Annotated in this window: 12 protein-coding genes and 1 pseudogene; 6 read left to right on the forward strand and 7 right to left on the reverse strand. The window is 56.6% G+C overall.

What is annotated here, in order from left to right; all coding sequences use genetic code 11:
• The first annotated feature begins 113 nt into the window (after positions 1-113).
• On the forward strand, positions 114-323 hold the full coding sequence (locus AC07VU_RS29190; protein WP_172963004.1) for a hypothetical protein: 210 nt from the start codon (positions 114-116) through the stop codon (positions 321-323).
• A 57-nt stretch (positions 324-380) separates the two neighbouring features.
• Here AC07VU_RS29190 and AC07VU_RS29195 read toward each other — a convergent pair whose 3' ends face one another.
• From AC07VU_RS29195 to AC07VU_RS29225, 7 genes are all read right to left on the reverse strand, one after another.
• Positions 381-2,093 (reverse strand): amidase, encoded by a 1,713-nt coding sequence (locus AC07VU_RS29195; RefSeq protein ID WP_495030931.1) that lies wholly within the window; start codon positions 2,091-2,093, stop codon positions 381-383.
• A gap of 356 nt (positions 2,094-2,449) precedes the next feature.
• The gene (locus tag AC07VU_RS29200; RefSeq protein WP_370686819.1) at positions 2,450-3,556 is read right to left on the reverse strand and encodes a polyamine ABC transporter substrate-binding protein; all 1,107 of its coding nucleotides are present in this window, start codon (positions 3,554-3,556) and stop codon (positions 2,450-2,452) included.
• A 619-nt stretch (positions 3,557-4,175) separates the two neighbouring features.
• Entirely contained in the window at positions 4,176-5,690 is a 1,515-nt protein-coding gene (locus tag AC07VU_RS29205) for a sodium:solute symporter family protein (protein ID WP_150051563.1), read from the reverse strand.
• Between the two features lies 1 nt (position 5,691).
• Positions 5,692-5,913, reverse strand: coding sequence for a hypothetical protein (locus AC07VU_RS29210; protein ID WP_495030932.1), 222 nt, complete (start codon positions 5,911-5,913; stop codon positions 5,692-5,694).
• Between the two features lie 63 nt (positions 5,914-5,976).
• A complete protein-coding gene (locus AC07VU_RS29215; RefSeq protein ID WP_495030933.1) occupies positions 5,977-7,062 on the reverse strand; it encodes a class II histone deacetylase in 1,086 nt (361 codons plus the stop codon).
• Positions 7,063-7,310: 248 nt separating this feature from the next.
• On the reverse strand, positions 7,311-8,666 hold the full coding sequence (locus AC07VU_RS29220; RefSeq protein ID WP_495030934.1) for an alginate export family protein: 1,356 nt from the start codon (positions 8,664-8,666) through the stop codon (positions 7,311-7,313).
• Positions 8,667-9,292: 626 nt separating this feature from the next.
• Positions 9,293-10,114: a helix-turn-helix transcriptional regulator gene (locus AC07VU_RS29225; RefSeq protein WP_087090752.1), complete on the reverse strand. Its 822-nt coding sequence runs from the start codon at positions 10,112-10,114 to the stop codon at positions 9,293-9,295.
• A gap of 636 nt (positions 10,115-10,750) precedes the next feature.
• Here AC07VU_RS29225 and AC07VU_RS29230 point away from each other — a divergent pair.
• The 5 genes and pseudogenes from AC07VU_RS29230 to AC07VU_RS29250 all read left to right on the forward strand — a co-directional run.
• Complete coding sequence (locus AC07VU_RS29230; protein WP_495030935.1) at positions 10,751-12,100, forward strand: EAL domain-containing response regulator; 1,350 nt, start codon at positions 10,751-10,753, stop codon at positions 12,098-12,100.
• Between the two features lie 153 nt (positions 12,101-12,253).
• Positions 12,254-12,880, forward strand: coding sequence for a response regulator transcription factor (locus tag AC07VU_RS29235; RefSeq protein ID WP_087090756.1), 627 nt, complete (start codon positions 12,254-12,256; stop codon positions 12,878-12,880).
• Positions 12,881-16,561 carry a transporter substrate-binding domain-containing protein gene (locus AC07VU_RS29240; RefSeq protein WP_495030936.1) on the forward strand — a complete coding sequence of 1,227 codons (3,681 nt, stop codon included), beginning with the start codon at positions 12,881-12,883 and terminating at the stop codon, positions 16,559-16,561.
• A gap of 111 nt (positions 16,562-16,672) precedes the next feature.
• Complete coding sequence (locus tag AC07VU_RS29245) at positions 16,673-17,878, forward strand: EAL domain-containing response regulator (RefSeq protein WP_495030937.1); 1,206 nt, start codon at positions 16,673-16,675, stop codon at positions 17,876-17,878.
• Between the two features lie 360 nt (positions 17,879-18,238).
• Positions 18,239-19,063 (forward strand): annotated as a pseudogene (locus AC07VU_RS29250) (ESPR-type extended signal peptide-containing protein); the annotation flags it as partial.
• Positions 19,064-19,090 lie beyond the last annotated feature (27 nt).

Here is a 19,090-nt window from a genome sequence, read left to right on the forward strand (position 1 = left end):
GGCCTCCAGAATAAAACACCCTGCGAAAGCGTAGCCCTCGCAGGGTGTGGGGGTGACCATCTCATTACCGGACACCCCTTTAGGCGAGAATGCTCGCCGGATAGATGTGTCTGATGACCAAGCAACGTCGTTCATTTTTCGCACCGGCAGTTGAAGCATTGCCACCGCCCCCCGATCTGGCGACCGCCGTCGGGGAGCGCTGCCTTTTCTTCAGCCGTGCCGCCAGAACTTTGGTTGTCATTCATCGATGGCAGGACTCGGCCAGAATCGGTCCTTCAAGGCGTCTACAAAAAAGGGACGATTCACAGGACCAGCAAGACTAAAGCTTGCCGTCTTTGGGAGGGATTGGCGTTGGTAGCTCCCCAATCCCGACCTTTCTGTCAATTGTCCGCGGACAATGGCGGGGTGCGAGGCGGGATCATGCGCTTCGTACCAGTCGACTCAAATGCTGAAGCCAAACGCAGCAGCGTCGAGTCGTCATAGGCACGGCCGGCAAAGGTCAGTCCAACCGGCATGCCGATGTCCGGCATGACGCCCATAGGCACTGTGACGGTGGGCACGCCCAGGTGCCGGATGGCGAGGTTGCCGTTGGCGACCCAGACGCCATTGCTCCAGGCGATGTCCGCTGAATGCGGATCGACGTCGGCATTCGCCGGGCCGACGTCGGCCACGGTGGGGAAGATCACCGCATCAAGGCCGAGCCGATCCATCCAGTCTTCAAGGTCGATCCGGCGCGTCTGCTCAAGCCCTCGGAGTCCGCCAGCAAGAGTGGCGATCTGATCCCAAGGGGTAATGCCTCGCTCGGCTATCTGCACGTACTCGCTCATGTCAATGGCAAAGGCACCCTGTTGACAGGGCAGAGCGCCTGGATCGTGTGGAAAAATCTGCGGCCCGTCGACGTCGACCAGACGGTGCAATTTCGGATCGTTGTTGGCCCGCAGAAAGTCATCGAAGGCCCAGGCCGAAAGCTCCCACAATTCATGGTGCTGGAACTCTTCAGGCACTAGTGCGCGATGGAACACCTTTGACGCGCCAGGGCGATCACCCTCGTAGTTGGAGACCAGAGGAAAGTCGACATCAAGTACTTCTGCACCCGCGGCTTCGAGTGCCTGGCGAGCTTGTTCCCAAAGGCCGATCACCGAAGGGCGGGTGTCGATGCGCTGACCGGTCGGGCCTCCGATCCCCGGCGCCTCGCTGGTGCCCGCGTCAGGGTCGGCGTTGATGTACATGCGAGGTACGCCGAAGCGCTTTCCAGCGAGTGCTCCACTGTTTGCCGCCAGTGACACATAGGAGGCTGGACGCACCGAAGCCACGCTCGGGATCGGCACCCAGGGCTGCATCCGCCACAGATCGCCACGGGTGTCGGGGTCTTCGGCCACCACCACGTCGAGCACCTCAAGGAGGTCCCCCATGGTTCTGGCATACGGTACGACAACGTCCATCGTCGGTACCAATGGCCAGTTGCCTCGCACCGAAATCACCCCGCGCGAAGGGGTATAGGCACACAAACCGTTGTTCGAGGCAGGCCCCCGGCCGCTCGACCAGGTTTCTTCCGCCAGGCCGAAGGCGGCGAAGCTGGCGGCGGTGGCGGTACCTGCGCCGTTCGACGAGCCCGAGGCGAAGGGCGCGGTGAGGTAGGCGGCGTTGTACGGGCTTTCCGCGCGGCCATAGGCCCCGCGCTGCATGCCGCCGTTAGCCATGGGCGGCATATTGGTCTTGCCCAGGCAGATCGCCCCGGCGGCGCGCAGGCGTTCGATAGTGAACGCATCACGATAAGCGATCAGCTCTTTAAAGGCTGGGCTACCAGACGCCGCGGTGAGTCCCTTGACCAGATAACTGTCCTTGGCGGTGTAAGGGATGCCATCGAGCGGTCCCAGCGTCTGACCCGTGGCCCGACGGGCATCGGAGGCTTGTGCTTCCTTGAGCGCCTCAGGGTTGCGGACCACCACCGCGTTGAGGGCGGTAGGCGTATCGGGGCCGTCGTAGGCATCGATCCTGGCGAGATAGGCCTGGACCAGTTCGACCGCCGTGGTCTGGCCTGATTCGAGCGCGGCGCGCAGTTGGGCAATGGAAACCTCGGTGACCTCGATCATGCTGTTGCCGCCGACTGCTGATGGTTGAACAGGCGATTGTTTCCATCACGCTGGAGCTCGGACTTAAGGGCATCACTAAACTCAAAATGGACTTTCATAGTGGTTCTCGTTGCACTGAATTATGCGGCAGGTTCGGGACTTGCAACCTGTGGGTTCTATTTGGCAATCAGCAGAAGAGGCGAACTTGATGTAAAGATTCGTACGCCGTCGGCGGCGTCCGACCGAACAGCGACGGTCTGAATCAGACCGTCGCTGAACTAATCCAGACCTCTGATCGGGCGCCCCCCGGGGCCCTTTAGCAACTGTGGCTTCGGCAACGGCTATAGAGTCTGTGCCAAGCCTCGATCTTGTCGGGCTCAGACACCTGACTTGATTCTTGTCCAGGCCCGGGTTCGTGCACGCTCCGCCTCACGGGGCAGCGGTTTCACGCTGTAGAGCGTTTTCATGGTCGCTTCGGTCGGGTACAGGTTCGGGTTGTTGCGGATTGCCGGGTCAACCAGTTCAGTGGCGTCCTTGTTCGGGTTCGGGTAGCCGACAAAGTCGCTGATTGGCGCGATGACTTTCGGTTCCAACAAGTAGTTGATGAAGGCGTAGGCGTCTTCCGGATTTTTCGCTGATTTCGGGATCGAGAGCATGTCAAACCAGACGGGTGCGCCTTCCTTGGGCAGGCGCATGTCGACCACCACGCCATTCTTGGCGTCCTTGGCACGGTTGTTGGCCTGGAAGAAGCTACCGGAGTAACCGACTGCGACACAGATATCGCCGTTGGCGATATCGGCCATGTACTTGGACGAGTGGAAGTAGGTGATAAACGGACGGATCTTCATCAACAGTTCTTCAGCCTTGGTGTAGTCCGCCGGGTTGGCGCTGTTGGGGTCCAGGCCGAGGTGTCGCAGGGCCAACGGCAGAATCTCCGACGGCGAGTCGAGCAGGGCCACGCCGCACTGCTTGAGCTTGCTGATGTTCTCTTCCTTGAAGATCAGGTCCCAGCTGTCCACCGGTGCGTTATCCCCCAGCGCGGCTTTGACTTTTGCCGGGTTGAAACCTATCAGGACGGTGCCGTACATATAGGGCACACCGAATTTATTGCCCGGGTCGTTGTCTTCGACCAGCTTCATCAGATTGGGATCGAGGTGTTTCCAGTTTGGCAGCTTGCTGCGGTCCAGTGGCTGGAACACTCCCGCCGCGATCTCTTTAGCGAAGAACATGTCGCCCGGGTTCACCACGTCATAACCGGAGTTGCCGGTGAGCAGCTTGGCTTCCAGGGTTTCGTTGGTGTCGTAGACGTCGTAGACCAGTTTGGTCTGCGTGTTCTGGGCCTTGAAATCTTCCAGGGCCTTGGGGGTGATGTAGTCGAACCAGTTATAGACCCGCAAGGTGCGATCTTCGGCGTGGGCGAGAGAGCTGAGCAGGCCGAGCCCGCAAAGGACTTTGCCAAGCAAGCGAATGGGGCTGTTCTTGATCAATTTTAATCCAACCTTTGTAGGAACTATGTTTAAACGCAAACATGCGTTAGATAAGTATTTTCTGGATGTCGAAAGTGTGTTCATACACAGCACTCTTCTTTCGGAACTGACAACAAGGGGTCTTGACGTTCTGTCAGCAAATTGGCAATCCATTCGCGTTGATGGGGTCGTAGCGTTTCTCCTGTCATACCCTGCATATCAGCAAGATTGGGATCGGTAATGGCAGTGGACTGCTCGCTCGATGTCTCAATAACGGCTAGGCCCATGTAAGGCACGATGGATAGAACCGCTCTTCATTGCACAAACACTCGCCGAACTGCCATCAAATCGACCAAAAAAAGTGATGAGCGAGTCAGTAGGGTAGGAGCAAGGGCAGGAGGGGGGAATGCCTCTATTGGGGTAGGTGAGCTCTTTGGCGTAGCCGCATTCCTCAACCATGACCATGGTCATCTCCAGCTACTGCGCCCTGTGCAGCGATGAGCCGCTCGATGCGGTTCCGCATCGGGCGGATGTACGTCGTATCTTGAGCTTTCTACTGCCTGGAATGCAGTAGTCCGAAATAAGCTCCCGGGGTAACAAAGTCCTGGTCGACGTCCTTGGCGACCAGGGCGATTTATTACGAAATAGCCAGGCTGCTCTTGGCGGTGCTTTTCGTCTGAGGGGAGTCAATGAAGAGGTAGAGCTCATTCACCCTCTGGCGCTCTGCAGCAGTGGCGGGGAAGAGCAGGGTGATGGTTACGTACACCGCGAAGTTCACAGCTAAAGCAACCACACCCGAGGTCAAGCCCCCCAGTTGAGGCAGGGAGGTCGGAAAATACCACTGTAGAACCCCGGCACACACGAATCCGCTGATCATCGAGCAGACCGCGGCTGCAGCCGTTCCACGTTTCCAGAAGATCCCGAGGAAAATGGTTGGAGCCAGTTGGACTATGCCCTGGTACGAGGTCATTGCAAGAGTGATCAGGTGGCTGGATTTAGTGGTTGATACCGCGAAGACTGCTGCAAGGATGGTCAGTATTGCTACGGTCAATTGTCCAATGCGGTGGTTCTCAATCCGACGTTCCTGCAGTACCCCAACGATGTCATTCGCTGTCTGTGCGCCGAGTGCTTGCAGATTGGCGCCGACGTTACCCATGGTTGCTGCTACCACGCAGATGCCGGCCAGCGTCACCACAAGCACCCCACCGACTTCAGCTGCAATGAACCATACGGCGTCCGGAGACTCTTGAACCCCGGGAAGCGTCGAGGCGCTCAAGGCCAGCAGAGTGATCGAGGTGCCGAATATAAGCAGAATGGGTGCGACCTGAACTGCTGACTTCTGGATTGTCCTGGTGCTACGAGAAGCAAAGAGCCTGACGAAGATGTCCGGCCAGCACCATCCACCCAAAGCACCAGTGACGATCAAGGAGAACAGGTACAGAGGCCCGAGCTCGCTACCAGGGCCTGGAATGGTGAACATGCTGGAATTGGATTGCCCGAATCCATGTCCATTGGTGGTCAGCCAGACCAGCAGACCGAGCGCGATAAGTGTCCCGATCAGGTAGGCTGCGATTCCTTGGATCATGTCGCTGACGATGACGCCCCGGGCGCCGAAGCGGATGGTCCAGATTTGACGAGCGACAATCAGGCCGATACCGATGAAGACTGCAGTGGTAGCACTGACAGCACCGAACGATAAGTGGGTGAAAACAAGTGTCAGAGATTGCATGCCCAGCACGATCCACGGGAAGGACGCGATGATGCCTATCGCCGCGGCGACCACCCGCACGGTCTTTGAGTTGTAGCGCAGGCCGAGAAGGTCAGCTTGCGTGCGAAGGTCAAACGCTTTGCCCCACATGTGTACTGGCTTGGCCAGGAGGAACATGAGCACTACCGCGAGAAGCGAGTAGGGGACGTAGTAGAACCCGATGATTCCCGAGGACGCCGCGAAGCCCGCGAAAGAGATGAAAATGGTCCCCGGAAGCCAGGTGTTCACGAACGCCATGGTTGAGTAGAAGCTACCGAAGGAACGTCCACCCGTTGCGTATTCGCTGAAACTGCCCGATCCATCAGTTTTGTGGCTCTTTTCCAGAGCATAAATAATGATCAGGAAGAAAATTAACACCCCGCCGTAGCCAATGAGCATCTGCATTTTATTCACCCTCTTGTTTTGAGCATGCCGCGATCAGCGGAAGAGACAGTGCCACGAACAAGCTTGATCCCAGGAAGTAAGTAAGGGTTTGCGTGGGTGATCCGTTTGCGAAGTGCCAATGCAACGGCGCTGCCAGCATCAGAAGAAAGTCCGCGAACACGATGAGTTTTATCAAGAGTGGTTGTGATGTGTTTGCATCACGCTCGGCAATACGTTGCGACATGGCAAGACCTTAGGCTTATTGTTTGAATGGACTGAAATGTGTCGATTACATATTTTGCGAGTGTCAGCGACTGCGTGCTGCTTGGGCAGGAGATTGCAGTAGCTTGCTGATCTCCATGAGATGTTCGCGCTGGTAGCTCTGTGTCTCCTGGCCGAAAAGCCCCTTCATGTCATCGAGGTTGGGGTCTGAAATAGCGGTTTTGATACCGCTCAAGGTCTCGATAACTGCAAGCCCCATGTAAGGAACAGTGTTCTGCTCATAGCCACCCTCGTGGCACATCACCAACTTTCCTTTGCATGAAATATCCGCGGCCTCCATCACTCTTTGTGTCAAGTCTCGGAAGCTATCGCTATGGAGCAACATTCGACCCAAGGGGTCGTAAGCTCCGGCATCGAAGCCGCAGGAGACGATGATCAGCTGTGGGTCGAATTCCCTGAGCGCCGGCACGATGAGTGTGTCCATCGCTCCCAGATAAGCTCCGTGACCGGAACCTGGAAGCATGGGGATATTCAGGTTGTAGCCAGCTCCTGCGCCAAGGCCACGCTCCTCGGCACACCCACTGTCACTGGGGTAATTTCCCTTTTGGTGAATGGAGATCGTCAGTACCTTGGACGATTCCCAGAAGATGTCTTGCGCGCCATTACCGTGGTGGACATCCCAATCCACGATGGCGACGCGTTCCAGGCCATGCTTTTCGATTGCATGTTTAGCGGCAAGAGATCCGTTTGCGAACAGGCAGAAGCCCATCGCGGCATCGGCAACAGCATGGTGCCCTGGTGGGCGAACCAGTGCGTAGGCGTTTTTCACATCCCCACGCATCACTGCATCTACGGCCTCAACGACGCCGCCCGCGGACAGCGCCGCGATCTCATAGCTACCTGCGCCAAAGGGCGTGTTGGCGCTGAAGGCTCCACCCCCGGCCTTTGACAGGGCCTCAAGCTCATCCAGGTAGGCAGCCGAATGAACCCTTTCGAGTTCATCTCGGCGTAACGCTCGGGGGCGAATGTGAAGCAAATCGTCCGTGATGCCACTGACATCCAAAAGATTTTTGAAGCGTCGTTTCGTTTCCGCTTCTTCGAATGGAGTACCAGGCTGGATCGTCAGCCCTGGTTTGTAGATTCCGGCATGACACCCCGTCGAATGCCACATGAATAGCTCATGCCAAACGAACCCAGTACCCATTTTCTACCTCGTCATCAAATCTGTTATTAGAGTTGCAATGGATTTGCCTCATCAGCTTATGCCCTGGGAGCAGGGGGGAATATGCCGCTATAGGGGTAGACGGGGGGATTGGGGGGAAGCATGCGGCCAGGGTGTGTTTCCACTGCACACGCTTTGCCTGGTTTTTTAGAGGCACTGCGCCTCACGAACTTGAGTTCGATGAGGCGCGTGAGTGATCAGAAGAGGTAGGTGGCGTAGACCTGAAGGGCAGAGAAATCCTTATCTCCAAACACTTCCTTGGCCGCCGTCTTCGGCTTTACCTGGTTGTACGACAGAGTGATGTAGGCGTTCTTCGTAAGGGCAAGGTCAGCGAAAATAGCGGCTTCGTCTGCAAACTCTTTGCTGCTTACAGCAGTGCCGTAATAATTGCTTTTGTCCAGGTCGAAGTCGTAATACGCGGCACCCAGGGTCACCTCGGGCGTTATAGGGAATGCTGCCTTCCACATTCCAACCACTTCATTGCTGTTGTTTAGCAAGTAGTTGCCAGTGATGTCACCGATTACCCAAGCACCGCGATCCATGTAGCCTTTGGCCAGAGGATCCCAGCTTTCTCGCTTTCCGTCGGTAGGGTCGTCATCTCCAGAAAACGCCGCATAGCGGTAAGTGATCTGTGGTGTTACGGGCAAAGCAGAGAAGGTGTATGCAGCCTGGGCATACCAAGCGTTCCCTTTGAACTCGACGCCTTCACCGCTTCCACGTTGGACTGCGTATTCAGCGTCGAGCGTCAGATCATCAATGCCTGGCACCTTCATTGACAGCAGTCTGAAGTCGTAGACGTTCATGCCGTTCTTCGGCGCGGTGCGCTGGAAGTTTGCGTCGGTATCGCTCACATGGATGTACGCCGCGCCCACCTTGCCGTAGGTGGATTGGTAATCCATGTTGATGCCAGACAGCTTTTGATGCCCCATGTGCTTATCGGTCGTAACGGTAAATGCTTCTGCTGAGAAAGCTGATTTGCCCGCATAACGAAGGATGATCGTGTCTTCAAACGCTCGGCGCGGGTCTCCCCAGTACGTTCCTTCGTCGAGCATCCCCAGATGCCCATCCGCGATGATGAAACCGTTGCCGATCACGTAGCCTTGGCGGCCTGCGCTTATGCTCAGGTCTTTGTACTGGGCGCCTAGATAAAGATCTTCCCAGCTGGTCTTGCCATCTCCCCCACGCGTGTATCCGCCGGCATCGCCGTCGCCACCGGTGTGGGTTGTGATGAATGATAGGCCCGAGAAAAATTTCACGGAATCATTCAGGTCGTATTTAAGTTCAAGTTTTGGTTTCAGGAATGCTTCAAACCAGTCTGCACGATCTCCGTGATTCTCTCCGTTACGGAAGTCAATCTGGCCAAGACCAAAGTTGACTCCTTTTGTCGAGAGTGCCGCTCCGCCTACCAACACGCTGGTGCTGCCACTCAGGTCGCCGTAAGTAAAGTTGTATTCGGCTTTCGCTACTGGAAGTTGTGTTACCGCTATAGCGGTAAGCGTGACGCCACTGATATTTTTGAAAAAACTTGGCCACAGCCTGCTGCTGTTCCCCATAACACTCTCCGAACTTTTGTTGGATGGGTAGCAATACCCTTTTTATGAGAAGTGCGAGGCGACCGTTAACGCTATGTTTCAAGCCCTAGCATCTGCGAATAGCAGTTTCCTCCTTGGCGGTCGCACTAAATAACCTTACTGGAGCGATCTGGTAGGAGGACATACCCCTATCGGGGCACTTTGCTGGAAAAAGCCTCAGTTTGCGTCGGGCACTCGGGAACCCTTCAACGACTGCATTCAAGCAAGTTGATTGAAGACGGTTATTTCAACTAACCACGGCATCTACATAGGAACAATCTACACCGCTTGATGCCTCATGACTTCTATCGAGTCGGCGATGGCGCCTGCCATGAGCAGACGGTGTGAGGGGTAAGTTCAAGGGGAAGGATGGCCTCTACCACGTACCAGGGCCCGTGTATTCGGGAAGCTTGGTACCGCCCTTCAAGGCAGCGCGGCGGGCGAGGCCAGAGGAGAGTATCGACCTGGGTGGCTTGCGGGTCCGCTTGCTGAGCGTACCAGGACAGATCAAGGACGAAGTGGCTTTGTGCGATGAGGCACAGGGCAGCCTACTGGCTGGTGAGCAAGCGCTATCGGCAGCAGAAATCGGGTCGTTAGCGCTCGCTCCATCAAGCCACGTGTTTGGCGTTTCCCACGTAAGGGGAGGGAAGTACCGTCGCGGCAAACAGGCTGCACAGTTGCAGTTCAGTATTGACGCCCAGCTTGGCATAAATGTTTCTGCGATGGACCTTGACGGTCTGTGCACTGATCTCCAGCAAACGAGCAATTTCTTTGGTGCACTTGCCTTGTAGCATCCAACGAGTGATTTCCCGCTCCCGCACGGTCAGCAGATCCTCACCGAACCTGGCCAGACGTGTTTCGATAGAATGCGGCACAAGGTCTTGCTTCGCCGATCGCTGCTTCCAGAAATTTTTCAGCAAACACTCGATCAGTGGATAGACGCTGCTCAAGGTTGCCAGTTCGTCTTCATGGGCAACACCGCCACGTCGGCCAATCGACAGCACCAGTGATTGGCGGGGCGCCACTGGCAACAAGATATCGATCTCGTCATGCAGGTGTAGATCCTCATAGTAGGTTCGGTAGTACGCAGAGTTTTTCAGCGCGCAAGTACTTGCATTGATTTGAATCACGCTACCCGTGCCATCGTATCGAAGCTTATCCAGCAGCGGATCTTCTTTGTATGCCGATGCGAAGTAATTTTCGAAATACTGATAATGCCGATGCGCTGGGATGTCATGAGAAATGATTATTGGCAAATCGCTGCCATGATCGTACGCCTTGAGGATGAAAGTATCGTGTTCGATAAAATGTTTCATCGCATCGGAAAGCAATCCCGGAAGGCCATTCTCCAATTGTCTGTCAAACAGACTTGCAAGGACCATGTTCCAGTTCACAACTTCCTGGAGCGACAATATCTGATTGAGTGCCATGTTCAATACCGCTAGTTCGAGAACGATTGCAGGGAGGAATCAAGCAAAAAATACGCCAGAGGAGTTGTGTGCGGACCTTTGTGGACTGGACCACCAGTGTTGCACCATCAGGCAGGGGTCCTTGCTCACTCTGGGTCCAGCGAATCTGCCTAAATCACTTCAGGGCGTGTTGAAGACAGTGGGAATGGCTGTCCTGAATGTTACTCCACGTATCGCAGCTCTTTCTAAACAGTTGGAGAGTGTCTCGATTTTCCACACCGGTCAGTAGAGAGGCACTTCCGTTGCCGACTGGTAATGGGTTAATGACCTACCCCGATAGTTGTATGTACAGCCACCGGTCTACTTTTTACTCTTCTCTCAGTCCTGCTCCCAATGCCTGACCGTACTAGGTGTGGGGCGATTTAAATATGATTAAAGCCTTGATTTCTGCGAGGGACGCTATGGTTCCGCATGTAAGTCACTGCTCTTGTCTTTCCTGAAGGTAATAATTAGAAAGTTAGCTCGCTACTCATTTACACGTCATGGTGCCGTTGCTACAGACAACGCAAGCACCATGAAAAATGCTGGCAAACGTTTACCTTTCGGATGCGAGTGCGGCGCGGCTAAAGGCGTTTTTACATAAAGGCATCGCTTTACTTGAATCTAAAATCCCGACGTAAGAACGCCCTTGGTCGAAAGCGCTTCAAGCTAGTGCTTGGGAAATTTCCTACAAGTTGCCGGGATAAATCCTTCGCTTCCAGTGAAATGGAATTGCCAGAATTTTCCCCTCAAGTCATTGGCAGAGTAACTGGCGAGATGTGCTCCCCTAGCGTCCTGGTTTTAGAAGAACAATCGTTTCAGCGTGGCGCGTTAGTTACGGCTCTCCAGCATCTGGGTGTCGACGATATTTTGCAGGCGGATGACAGCGAGCGGGCCCTGACGCAAATATGCCGGGCGGGAGGCGTTGACATTGTGCTTTGTGACCTGAGCAATACGGCCGTCGACTGTCTGGACTTTCTGACCCAGGTCGCAGAGAACGGCATGGCTCGTGCTGTTGCGCTGTGCAGCGAGCTGAAGCCGGAATTGCGCCGTGCAGTCGAACAGATGACCTGCCTTTCGGGGTTGCAGATGCTCGGCGTCATGAGCAAACCCACGCAGCTGTATACATTGCAGGAAATCCTCAGTCGCTATTCTCGCCGGCGGCCGGCACCGGACGTCGAGTCGTCGCCTCACTCCAGGCTCCCGAGCGAGGAGGACGTGCGGCGGGGCCTGGCCCATAGGGAGTTCAAGGCCTGGTTCCAACCCAAGTTCGATTTGAAAACTTCCGCGGTGGCCGGGGCAGAGGCGCTGGTGCGTTGGCAGCACCCGGTCAGAGGCCTGTTGTTGCCCAAGGACTTTCTGGCGGCCGTATTGGCCTATGACCTGATCGACGAAATGCTCAAGCAGCTGCTGGAGCAAGGGATGAGTTTGCTGAATGCCTTGCGCCGATCCGGTCTGAGCCTGGAGTTGGCGTTCAACCTTCACGCCTCGCAATTGGCCCGCAACGACCTGATCGAGCACATTGAACATCTGTTGAAGCGTCACGGTTTCCCAGGATGGACGTTGTTGTTCGAAGTGGCTGAAAACGGCTTGCTGGATGTTCCTCGCACGACATGGGAAAACCTCCAACGCCTGCGCCTGCTGGGGTGCGGTCTGTCGATTGATGATTTCGGCATGGGCTTTTCATCGTTGACGTTGCTCAGCCAACTGCCGTTCAACCAGCTCAAGCTCGATGGCCAACTCGTCCGATCCATTGAGGACCCACGGACCCATGCGATGGTCACCAGCACCGTGGCACTGGCCCGCGCGCTGAACATGAGCCTGGTGATCGAAGGCGTCGGCAGCCACGTTATCCGCGACGGATTGGTGGAAATGGGGTGTTCATTTGGCCAGGGCTTCCACCTGGCGCGTCCGATGGAGGCCCAGAGGTTCCTGCGGTGGTTGCAGGAATCCGATTCACCCGTTTGAAAGCGTCAGTCTCGGTTCCTCAAACAACTCGATATAACTGCCTGATTACTGAGTGATCCGGGCGGCATAAACCGGTGATTTGTTCCATACTTTTTTGATGCATGGCCCATTTCGTCACTGGTATTTTCCTGTGCGTATTGCAGTGAGGTTCAAATGCATAAAGCGTTGATTGTAGACGATCATCCATTCATTCGGGCGACGGTGAAGGTGTTGCTTGAGCGTGAGCAATTCGAAGTCGTTGCCGAGGCCGACAATGGCGCCGATGCCGTGCAAATGGCTCGCAAGTATGAGCCGGAACTGATCCTGCTGGATATCGTCATGCCCAGCCTCGACGGTCTGGAAGTCATCAATCGGATCAGTGCTCTGAAACTGTCGAGCAAGATCCTGGTGTTGACCTCTCAGTCCGCGGCGTTTTATGCCATGCGCTGCATGAAAGCGGGCGCTGCCGGTTACATTTCGAAAACCGATGAATTGAGCGAACTGAGCAAAGCGATCAAGGCGCTGATGGCCGGCTATACCTTTTTTCCCAATCTTGCCGGAAACTCCGTGCGCCGCAGTGATATCGACTCCACCGAGCTGGAGATGATCCGCGGACTGTCTGATCGAGAATTGGTCATTTTGCAGCAACTTGCCCGGGGCCTGAGCAACAAGGAAATCGGTGATGCCATGTTGTTGAGTAACAAGACCGTCAGTACCTATAAAACCCGCCTCATTGAAAAACTCAATGTGAAGTCGGTGGTGTATCTGGCCGACTTTGCCAAGCGCAATAACCTGATTTAGATGAAAATTCTTCTGCGTTGCTTTGGGCTGACCGTCTGCCTGCTCGGTCAGTTGGGGAGTGTTTCGCCGGTACAGGCTGCGGTGCAAACCCTGAACCTCTTCGGTCGCTCGAACGGTGAACTGCCTGCGGTCGTTCTGGATGAAGCGGACTGGCGCTGGTTGCGCGATAAAGGATCACTGCGCCTGGGGGTATCGCTGCCGGACAGCGCGCCCTTCGGCATGATCACCGGGGGCCAGGATTACGAGGGCATCACGGCCGATTATGCCGCGCTGCTGGCCGGCATGTTGCACATCAGGATCGAAGTGCTTCGTTATGATTCCCGGGCCGAGGCGATGCAGGCGCTCAGGGACGGTGAGCTGGATCTGGTGGGCACCGTCAACAGTTTCGATGGGACAGATCCGGAGCTGGCGCTCACCAGTCCCTATGTGCAGGCACCGTCGGTGCTGGTGACGCGCTGTGGCACCAGCAAGGTGTTGGCGCCTGACCTGGCTGGCAATCGCCTTGCCGTCGTTGATCACGTTCAGCCGACGGATGCGGTCACCGCGAACTACCCCAAGGCAGCGCTACAGCTGCACCCATCGGCCCAGAGCGCGATCGGCGCCGTGGCATTCCATCAGGCGGATGCGTATCTGGGTGATGCCGTCAGTACCCATTATCTGGTCGGCAAATACTTCCACAATGACGTCTACCTGACGACGTTGTCGGGGGTGTTCAGCACACATTTCTCGTTCGCCCTGAATCAGCGCAACCGTCAGCTCCTGCAGATCATCAATGCGGCGCTGGAGGTGATCCCGATCAGCGATCGCATGACGATCCTGCGTCGGTGGGGAGCAGGGGACCTGAACGTTGCCGGCCTTGACCCGCTCCAGTTCACAGAAGCCGAACGACGCTGGATGCACAAGCACCCTCGACTGACAGTGGCCGTCAACGACGGTCTTCCGCCGGTCTCCTTTTTTGATGGGCAGGGTGAATTCCGGGGTATCGGCGCCGAGGTGCTGGCCAAGGTCAGCCAGCGCACCGGTCTGAAATTCGATGTCCTGCGCAGCAGCTCGATGGAGAAATTGATCGAGCAGGTCCGGGCCGGCAATGCGGATCTGATCGCGGCCTTCACCCCCAGCGCCGTCCGGGAAGGCGAGCTGCGGTTCACCCGGCCTTATCTGACCAGCCCGTTTGTCCTGATCACGCAGGAGGGGGTAGACAGACCGCAATCGCTGGAAGGCATGGTCGGCAAACGACTGGCGATGCGGCGCGGCAATGCGCTGAGTGAGTATATTCGTGGGACATTCCCGGGTATTCAACTGGTCGAGACAGCGACGTCGGCCGAAGCCTTGGCGTTGCTGGACAAAGGCGAAGCGGACGGTGCCCTCAATTCGCTGATCAACGGGCGCTACATGATTCTGCGGCAGTACCGCGACCGTCTGCGGGTGGCCAGTGTTGTCGGTCCTCTGTCGGCACCGACCGGGTTCGCCACCGATCGTGGGGCGCTGGAGCTGTACTCGATTCTGGACAAGGCCCTGCAAAGCATTCCTCCGGAAGAACTGGATGAACTGACGAGCCCTTGGCGCCACGACGTGGTGATCGATAACGACAGCTGGCTGCACCATCGCTCGGCGGTCATCCAGGGGTTTGTCATTTTCGCGCTGTTGCTGATTCTGGCGCTGGTCTGGATCGCTCATCTGCGCAAACTGGTGTCTATCCGTGTGAAGGCCGAACGGGCGCTCAACGATCAGATGGAGTTCATGAGGGCCTTGATCGATGGCACGCCCCATCCGATTTACGTGCGCGACCGCGAAGGGCGACTGATCAGCTGCAACTCGGCCTACCTGGACGCGCTGGGCCTGCCGCGCGAAGCCGTGATGGGCAAGCGTCTGATCGACAGCCCGGTGGTTGGGCGTTCCGATGCTCAGACGTTCCAGGCCGAATACGTCAAGGTCATGGAGAGCGGCACGCGATGGCTCCAGGATCGCACCTACATCCACACCGATGGCGTGGTGCACACGGTGTATCACTGGATGCTGCCGTATCACACCAGTGAAGGCGTGGTGATGGGCATCATTGCCGGCTGGATCGACATCAGCGACCGTCAGCGCCTGATGGAGCAATTGCAGAATGCCAAGAAAAGCGCCGACGACGCCAACCGGGCGAAAACCACCTTTCTGGCGACCATGAGCCATGAAATCCGCACGCCGATGAATGCCGTGATCGGCATGCTCGAACTGGCGATGAAGAAGGCCGATCAAGGCATCATGGACCGGTTCGCAATCGAAGTGGCCTCAGGTGCGGCCCGGGGGTTGCTGGATCTGATCGGCGACATTCTCGACATCGCACGAATCGAATCCGGCCGCCTGTCCCTGACCCCGGAACGGGCCAGCCTGCGTGAGTTGGTCGAATCGGTGGTGCGCATGTTCGAAGGTGTGGCGCGGCAGAAGGGGGTGCGGCTGTTGCTGGATTTCGACCTCAAGGCCAGTCGCGATGTCCTGATCGATCCCCTGCGTTTCAAACAGATCCTGTCCAACCTTCTGAGTAACGCGATCAAGTTCACTGATGAGGGCGAAGTGCGTTTGAGCGTTCAGACTGTACTCGGCGTGTGCGGCGAGCGCCTGGCGATTCATGTCCAGGTGAAGGATTCCGGCATCGGCATTTCGGCCGAAGATCAGGCGCTGTTGTTCAACCCGTTCGGCCAGGCCCGCAATAATCATCAGTCGGCGCGGGGTGGTTCGGGGTTGGGGCTGGTCATCAGCCGCACCTTGTGTGAAATGATGGACGGGCAATTGCACCTGACCAGCGTGCCGGGCAAGGGCACGCAGATTGATATCCGCCTTGATCTTCTGATCCTGCAACCTGTGCCCGCTGCCGAGTCGCCTGCGGCCGTGCTCACGGATCAGGCGAGTGTGCTGAATATTTTGGTGATCGACGATTACCCGGCCAACCGATTGCTGCTCTCTCAGCAACTGTCTTACCTCGGTCACAGCGTCAGCGACGCGGAGGACGGCGCCCATGGCCTGCGCGCCTGGCGCAATGGCCATTTCGATGTGGTGATCACCGACTGCAACATGCCGGTCATGAACGGTTATGAATTGACGCGGGCCATCCGTGACGAAGAAAAGTCCTCGGGGGCCGAGCCTTGCTTGATCCTCGGCCTGACCGCCAATGCTCAGCCAGAGGAAAGAGACCGCTGTCTGGCAGAGGGGATGGACGACTGCCTGTTCAAACCGATCAGCCTGGGTGACCTGAGTGCCCGACTTGCCTCGGTGCAGTCCGGAGTGGAGCCATCTACGCATGGCGCCCTGAGCCCTGTTGTCGAGGGCGAGATCAATCTGAGCAGCCTGCAGCAACTGACCCATGGTGATCACAACGCAATCAGGAAATTGCTGGGGAATCTGGCCAGCAGTAATGAAGAGGATATGTTGCGGCTCATCAAGCTGTTCGGCGAGCATGACTTGTCGGGGCTTTCCGGTCTGGCCCATCGGGTCAAGGGCGGGGCGCGGCTCATCAAGGCCGGCAGTCTGATCCTGTGCTGCGAGCAGTTGGAAACCGTCTGTATGGGGGCTGACTCTGCCGCCCTGACAGAAGCGGTGGATGCGTTGCAACAAGCGATGGAGCAATTGGCGCAGACGCTGGAGCGGCACATGGCTGATCCAGACGCTGTCGAGAGAGGGGCCGGCATCGCCGTCGATTAGACGCCGGTCGCGACTTTGGGAAAAGTCCTACATTGACAAGGAATTTTCCTAAAGATGCCCGCTGGCCAAGCCCGGACAATTGGCTCATTCCCTTTCTTGTGAGCTGCGTCCATGTCCATGCTCCCTTTGCGTATTCTGGTTCTTGGCGACACGGCATCCGGTGTATCAAGGGTGGCCAACAGGCTGCGACAAGCCGGTTGCCAGGAAGTTTTTGTTGCCACCGAGAGCGTGCAAGCCCTCGCGATCCTCGAACAGACCGGTCCAGTGGATATTACGCTGTGCGACTTGCGCATGGAGAATGCGGGCGTCCTGGACTTTCTGCAGGGGATGGACCGATTCGGGTGGTTGGCAGGATCGATCATCATCAGCAGCACGCTATTGGCCGATGCCAGCAGTGTGCTGGGGTCATTGGTTTCGCTGTTGGGCATGGCGCTGCTGGGCGATGTCAGCAAACCTTTGCAACCCGGGGCATTGCAGCTATTGCTGGCCAAGCACTTGAACGAGCCCATCAACGAATCGGGCGTGCTGCCTGTCGTACCGGCCACCGAAGAAGAGGTTCGTCGGGCGCTCGCCGGCCATCAGTTGCACACCTACTTTCAGCCCAAGTTCAATCTGCGGACGGGGGATGTATGCAGTATCGAAGCGCTGGCGCGCTGGCACCATCCCTTCAAAGGTGTCTTGCCGCCCTCGGTGTTCATGCCGGTTATCGAGCGTTGCGGATTGCTGGATGAGTTGCTGTTCCTTCAATTGGAACAAGGGCTGAAGCTCCAGCGCCAGGCACTCAATCAAGGGTTTGCCCTGAATGTCGCGTTCAATCTGCATGCGGGGCAACTGGTCAACCCGGACCTCACGGGCCGGATTCAGACCATATTGGCGGCTCATGATCTACCCGGTTCCGGGCTTACCTTCGAGTTGACAGAAACGGGGTTGCTCGAGGCACCGGCCATCAGCCTGGAAAGCCTGGTGCGCCTGCGAATGATGGGCTGCAGCCTGTCTATCGATGATTTCGGCGCCGGTTTTTCATCACTGCAGCGGCTGTGCCAGTTGCCGTTCAATGAAATAAAACTCGATGGCGAGTTCGTGCGTGGTCTCAAGCACGAGCCGCGCCGTCGCGCAGTTATCAGCAGCACATTGGCACTGGGCGAGGCGTTGGGCATGTCGGTGGTGGTCGAAGGGATCGAAACCGAAGAGCAGCGCAAAGTGCTGCTGGAACTGGGTTGTAAACAAGGGCAGGGCTACTTGTGCGCGCGGCCGATGTCGGCGGCCAGTTTGTTGAATTGGCTGGATCTTCAGCGGGGGGCAGAGGCCAGTTATTGAGCGGCTTATTCAAGTGCGCAATGAATGAGTTAATTCGGAAACGCATAACGCCAAAGACATTTATTGCATGTTCTTTGGCGTTTTTTTATGGGCGGATTTCTGATGTTCGTTAGCTAGGAAATTTCCTACAAACAGCAGGAAATTTCCTAGCTTAATCCGTAGGGACAGTCGAGAAAATACGCTCACTTGATTCCATTGTGCTGCTTGTTCGCTACGTGAAGCGAAGTTCGAGTCTTGTCGATTACTGACGGGATTCGATGCTTGCCGGCAAGGTCCTGGATCCGCAATCGAATTGAAGGCGAAAGTCATCACGCCATGGATGACGCGTATTTCGGAGGTTGGCTCTCGCCAAATTTACAAATGAACAAAATTTACTCTGTGGTTTGGAACGCTTCGATCGGTTGCTGGGTAGTTGCTTCGGAACTTGCCAGCAAGAAGACAAAGAGTGGGTCGGCGGGGCAGCGTAAGCGGGGGGTTAACCTACTTTTTGTACTGAAGGGGAAATCGCGAGCGTTGAGTGTGCTCGCGGTGGCTTTGAGTCTGACTGTTGGATGGTCTGAGCCAGGGTACGCATGGCTGTATTTTGCTAACAGTTCTGCTAGTTCCTGCACCGGCACCGCTACTGGTACCGTGGGTCGGACTGCCGTCTCGGGGGCAATTGTAGATCCGACTGCCGGCTCTGGCTCTTATATAAACGTTGCCGGTTGCAATTCATCCGCTGGATCCTTCGATGGAGCCACTATTTTTGGCAGCTTTTCTACCGTGACCGGGCTCGGTGGAACAGTAGTCGGATACTCTGCCAACGCCGTCAAATGGGCCACTGCGATAGGGTTGGAGTCCAATGCGTCGGGTACTGCAAGTATCGCTTTGGGTTACGGTAGCGTTGCGAATAAGACTAATAGCGTGGCCATCGGTGGTTCCGCCGGGACCGGCACTACTTCGCTTACAGTAGTACAGTCCACCACAGCGTCCGGCGCGGGTGCCGTTGCCATTGGTAGTAACACCACCCGTGGGGCCCAGGCTGGGGCCAACGATTCTATCGCTCTGGGTGGTCAATCAACGGTGTCGGCGACTGCTACTTCCAGTGTTGCAATTGGGCTTCTAGCATCCGTAACCGGCACCGCCACCAACAGCGTGGCTATAGGTAAGGGGGCAACCACCAGTTCGGCTTCGTCCGTGGCAATCGGTGATAGCGCGCTGGCCCAGGGTGGC

It is taken from the genome of Pseudomonas sp. GW821-FHT02B10, assembly GCF_059421865.1.

Bases quoted from the DNA above. Each gene is read 5' to 3' on its own strand.
- AC07VU_RS29190 (WP_172963004.1), top strand. From the start codon at position 114: ATGACCAAGCAACGTCGTTCATTTTTCGCACCGGCAGTTGAAGCATTG.
- AC07VU_RS29245 (WP_495030937.1), top strand. From the start codon at position 16,673: ATGTCCATGCTCCCTTTGCGTATTCTGGTTCTTGGCGACACGGCATCC.
- AC07VU_RS29215 (WP_495030933.1), bottom strand. From the start codon at position 7,062: ATGTGGCATTCGACGGGGTGTCATGCCGGAATCTACAAACCAGGGCTG.
- AC07VU_RS29195 (WP_495030931.1), bottom strand. From the start codon at position 2,093: ATGATCGAGGTCACCGAGGTTTCCATTGCCCAACTGCGCGCCGCGCTC.
- AC07VU_RS29240 (WP_495030936.1), top strand. From the start codon at position 12,881: ATGAAAATTCTTCTGCGTTGCTTTGGGCTGACCGTCTGCCTGCTCGGT.
- AC07VU_RS29225 (WP_087090752.1), bottom strand. From the start codon at position 10,114: ATGGCACTCAATCAGATATTGTCGCTCCAGGAAGTTGTGAACTGGAAC.
- AC07VU_RS29210 (WP_495030932.1), bottom strand. From the start codon at position 5,913: ATGTCGCAACGTATTGCCGAGCGTGATGCAAACACATCACAACCACTC.
- AC07VU_RS29220 (WP_495030934.1), bottom strand. From the start codon at position 8,666: ATGGGGAACAGCAGCAGGCTGTGGCCAAGTTTTTTCAAAAATATCAGT.
- AC07VU_RS29205 (WP_150051563.1), bottom strand. From the start codon at position 5,690: ATGCAGATGCTCATTGGCTACGGCGGGGTGTTAATTTTCTTCCTGATC.
- AC07VU_RS29235 (WP_087090756.1), top strand. From the start codon at position 12,254: ATGCATAAAGCGTTGATTGTAGACGATCATCCATTCATTCGGGCGACG.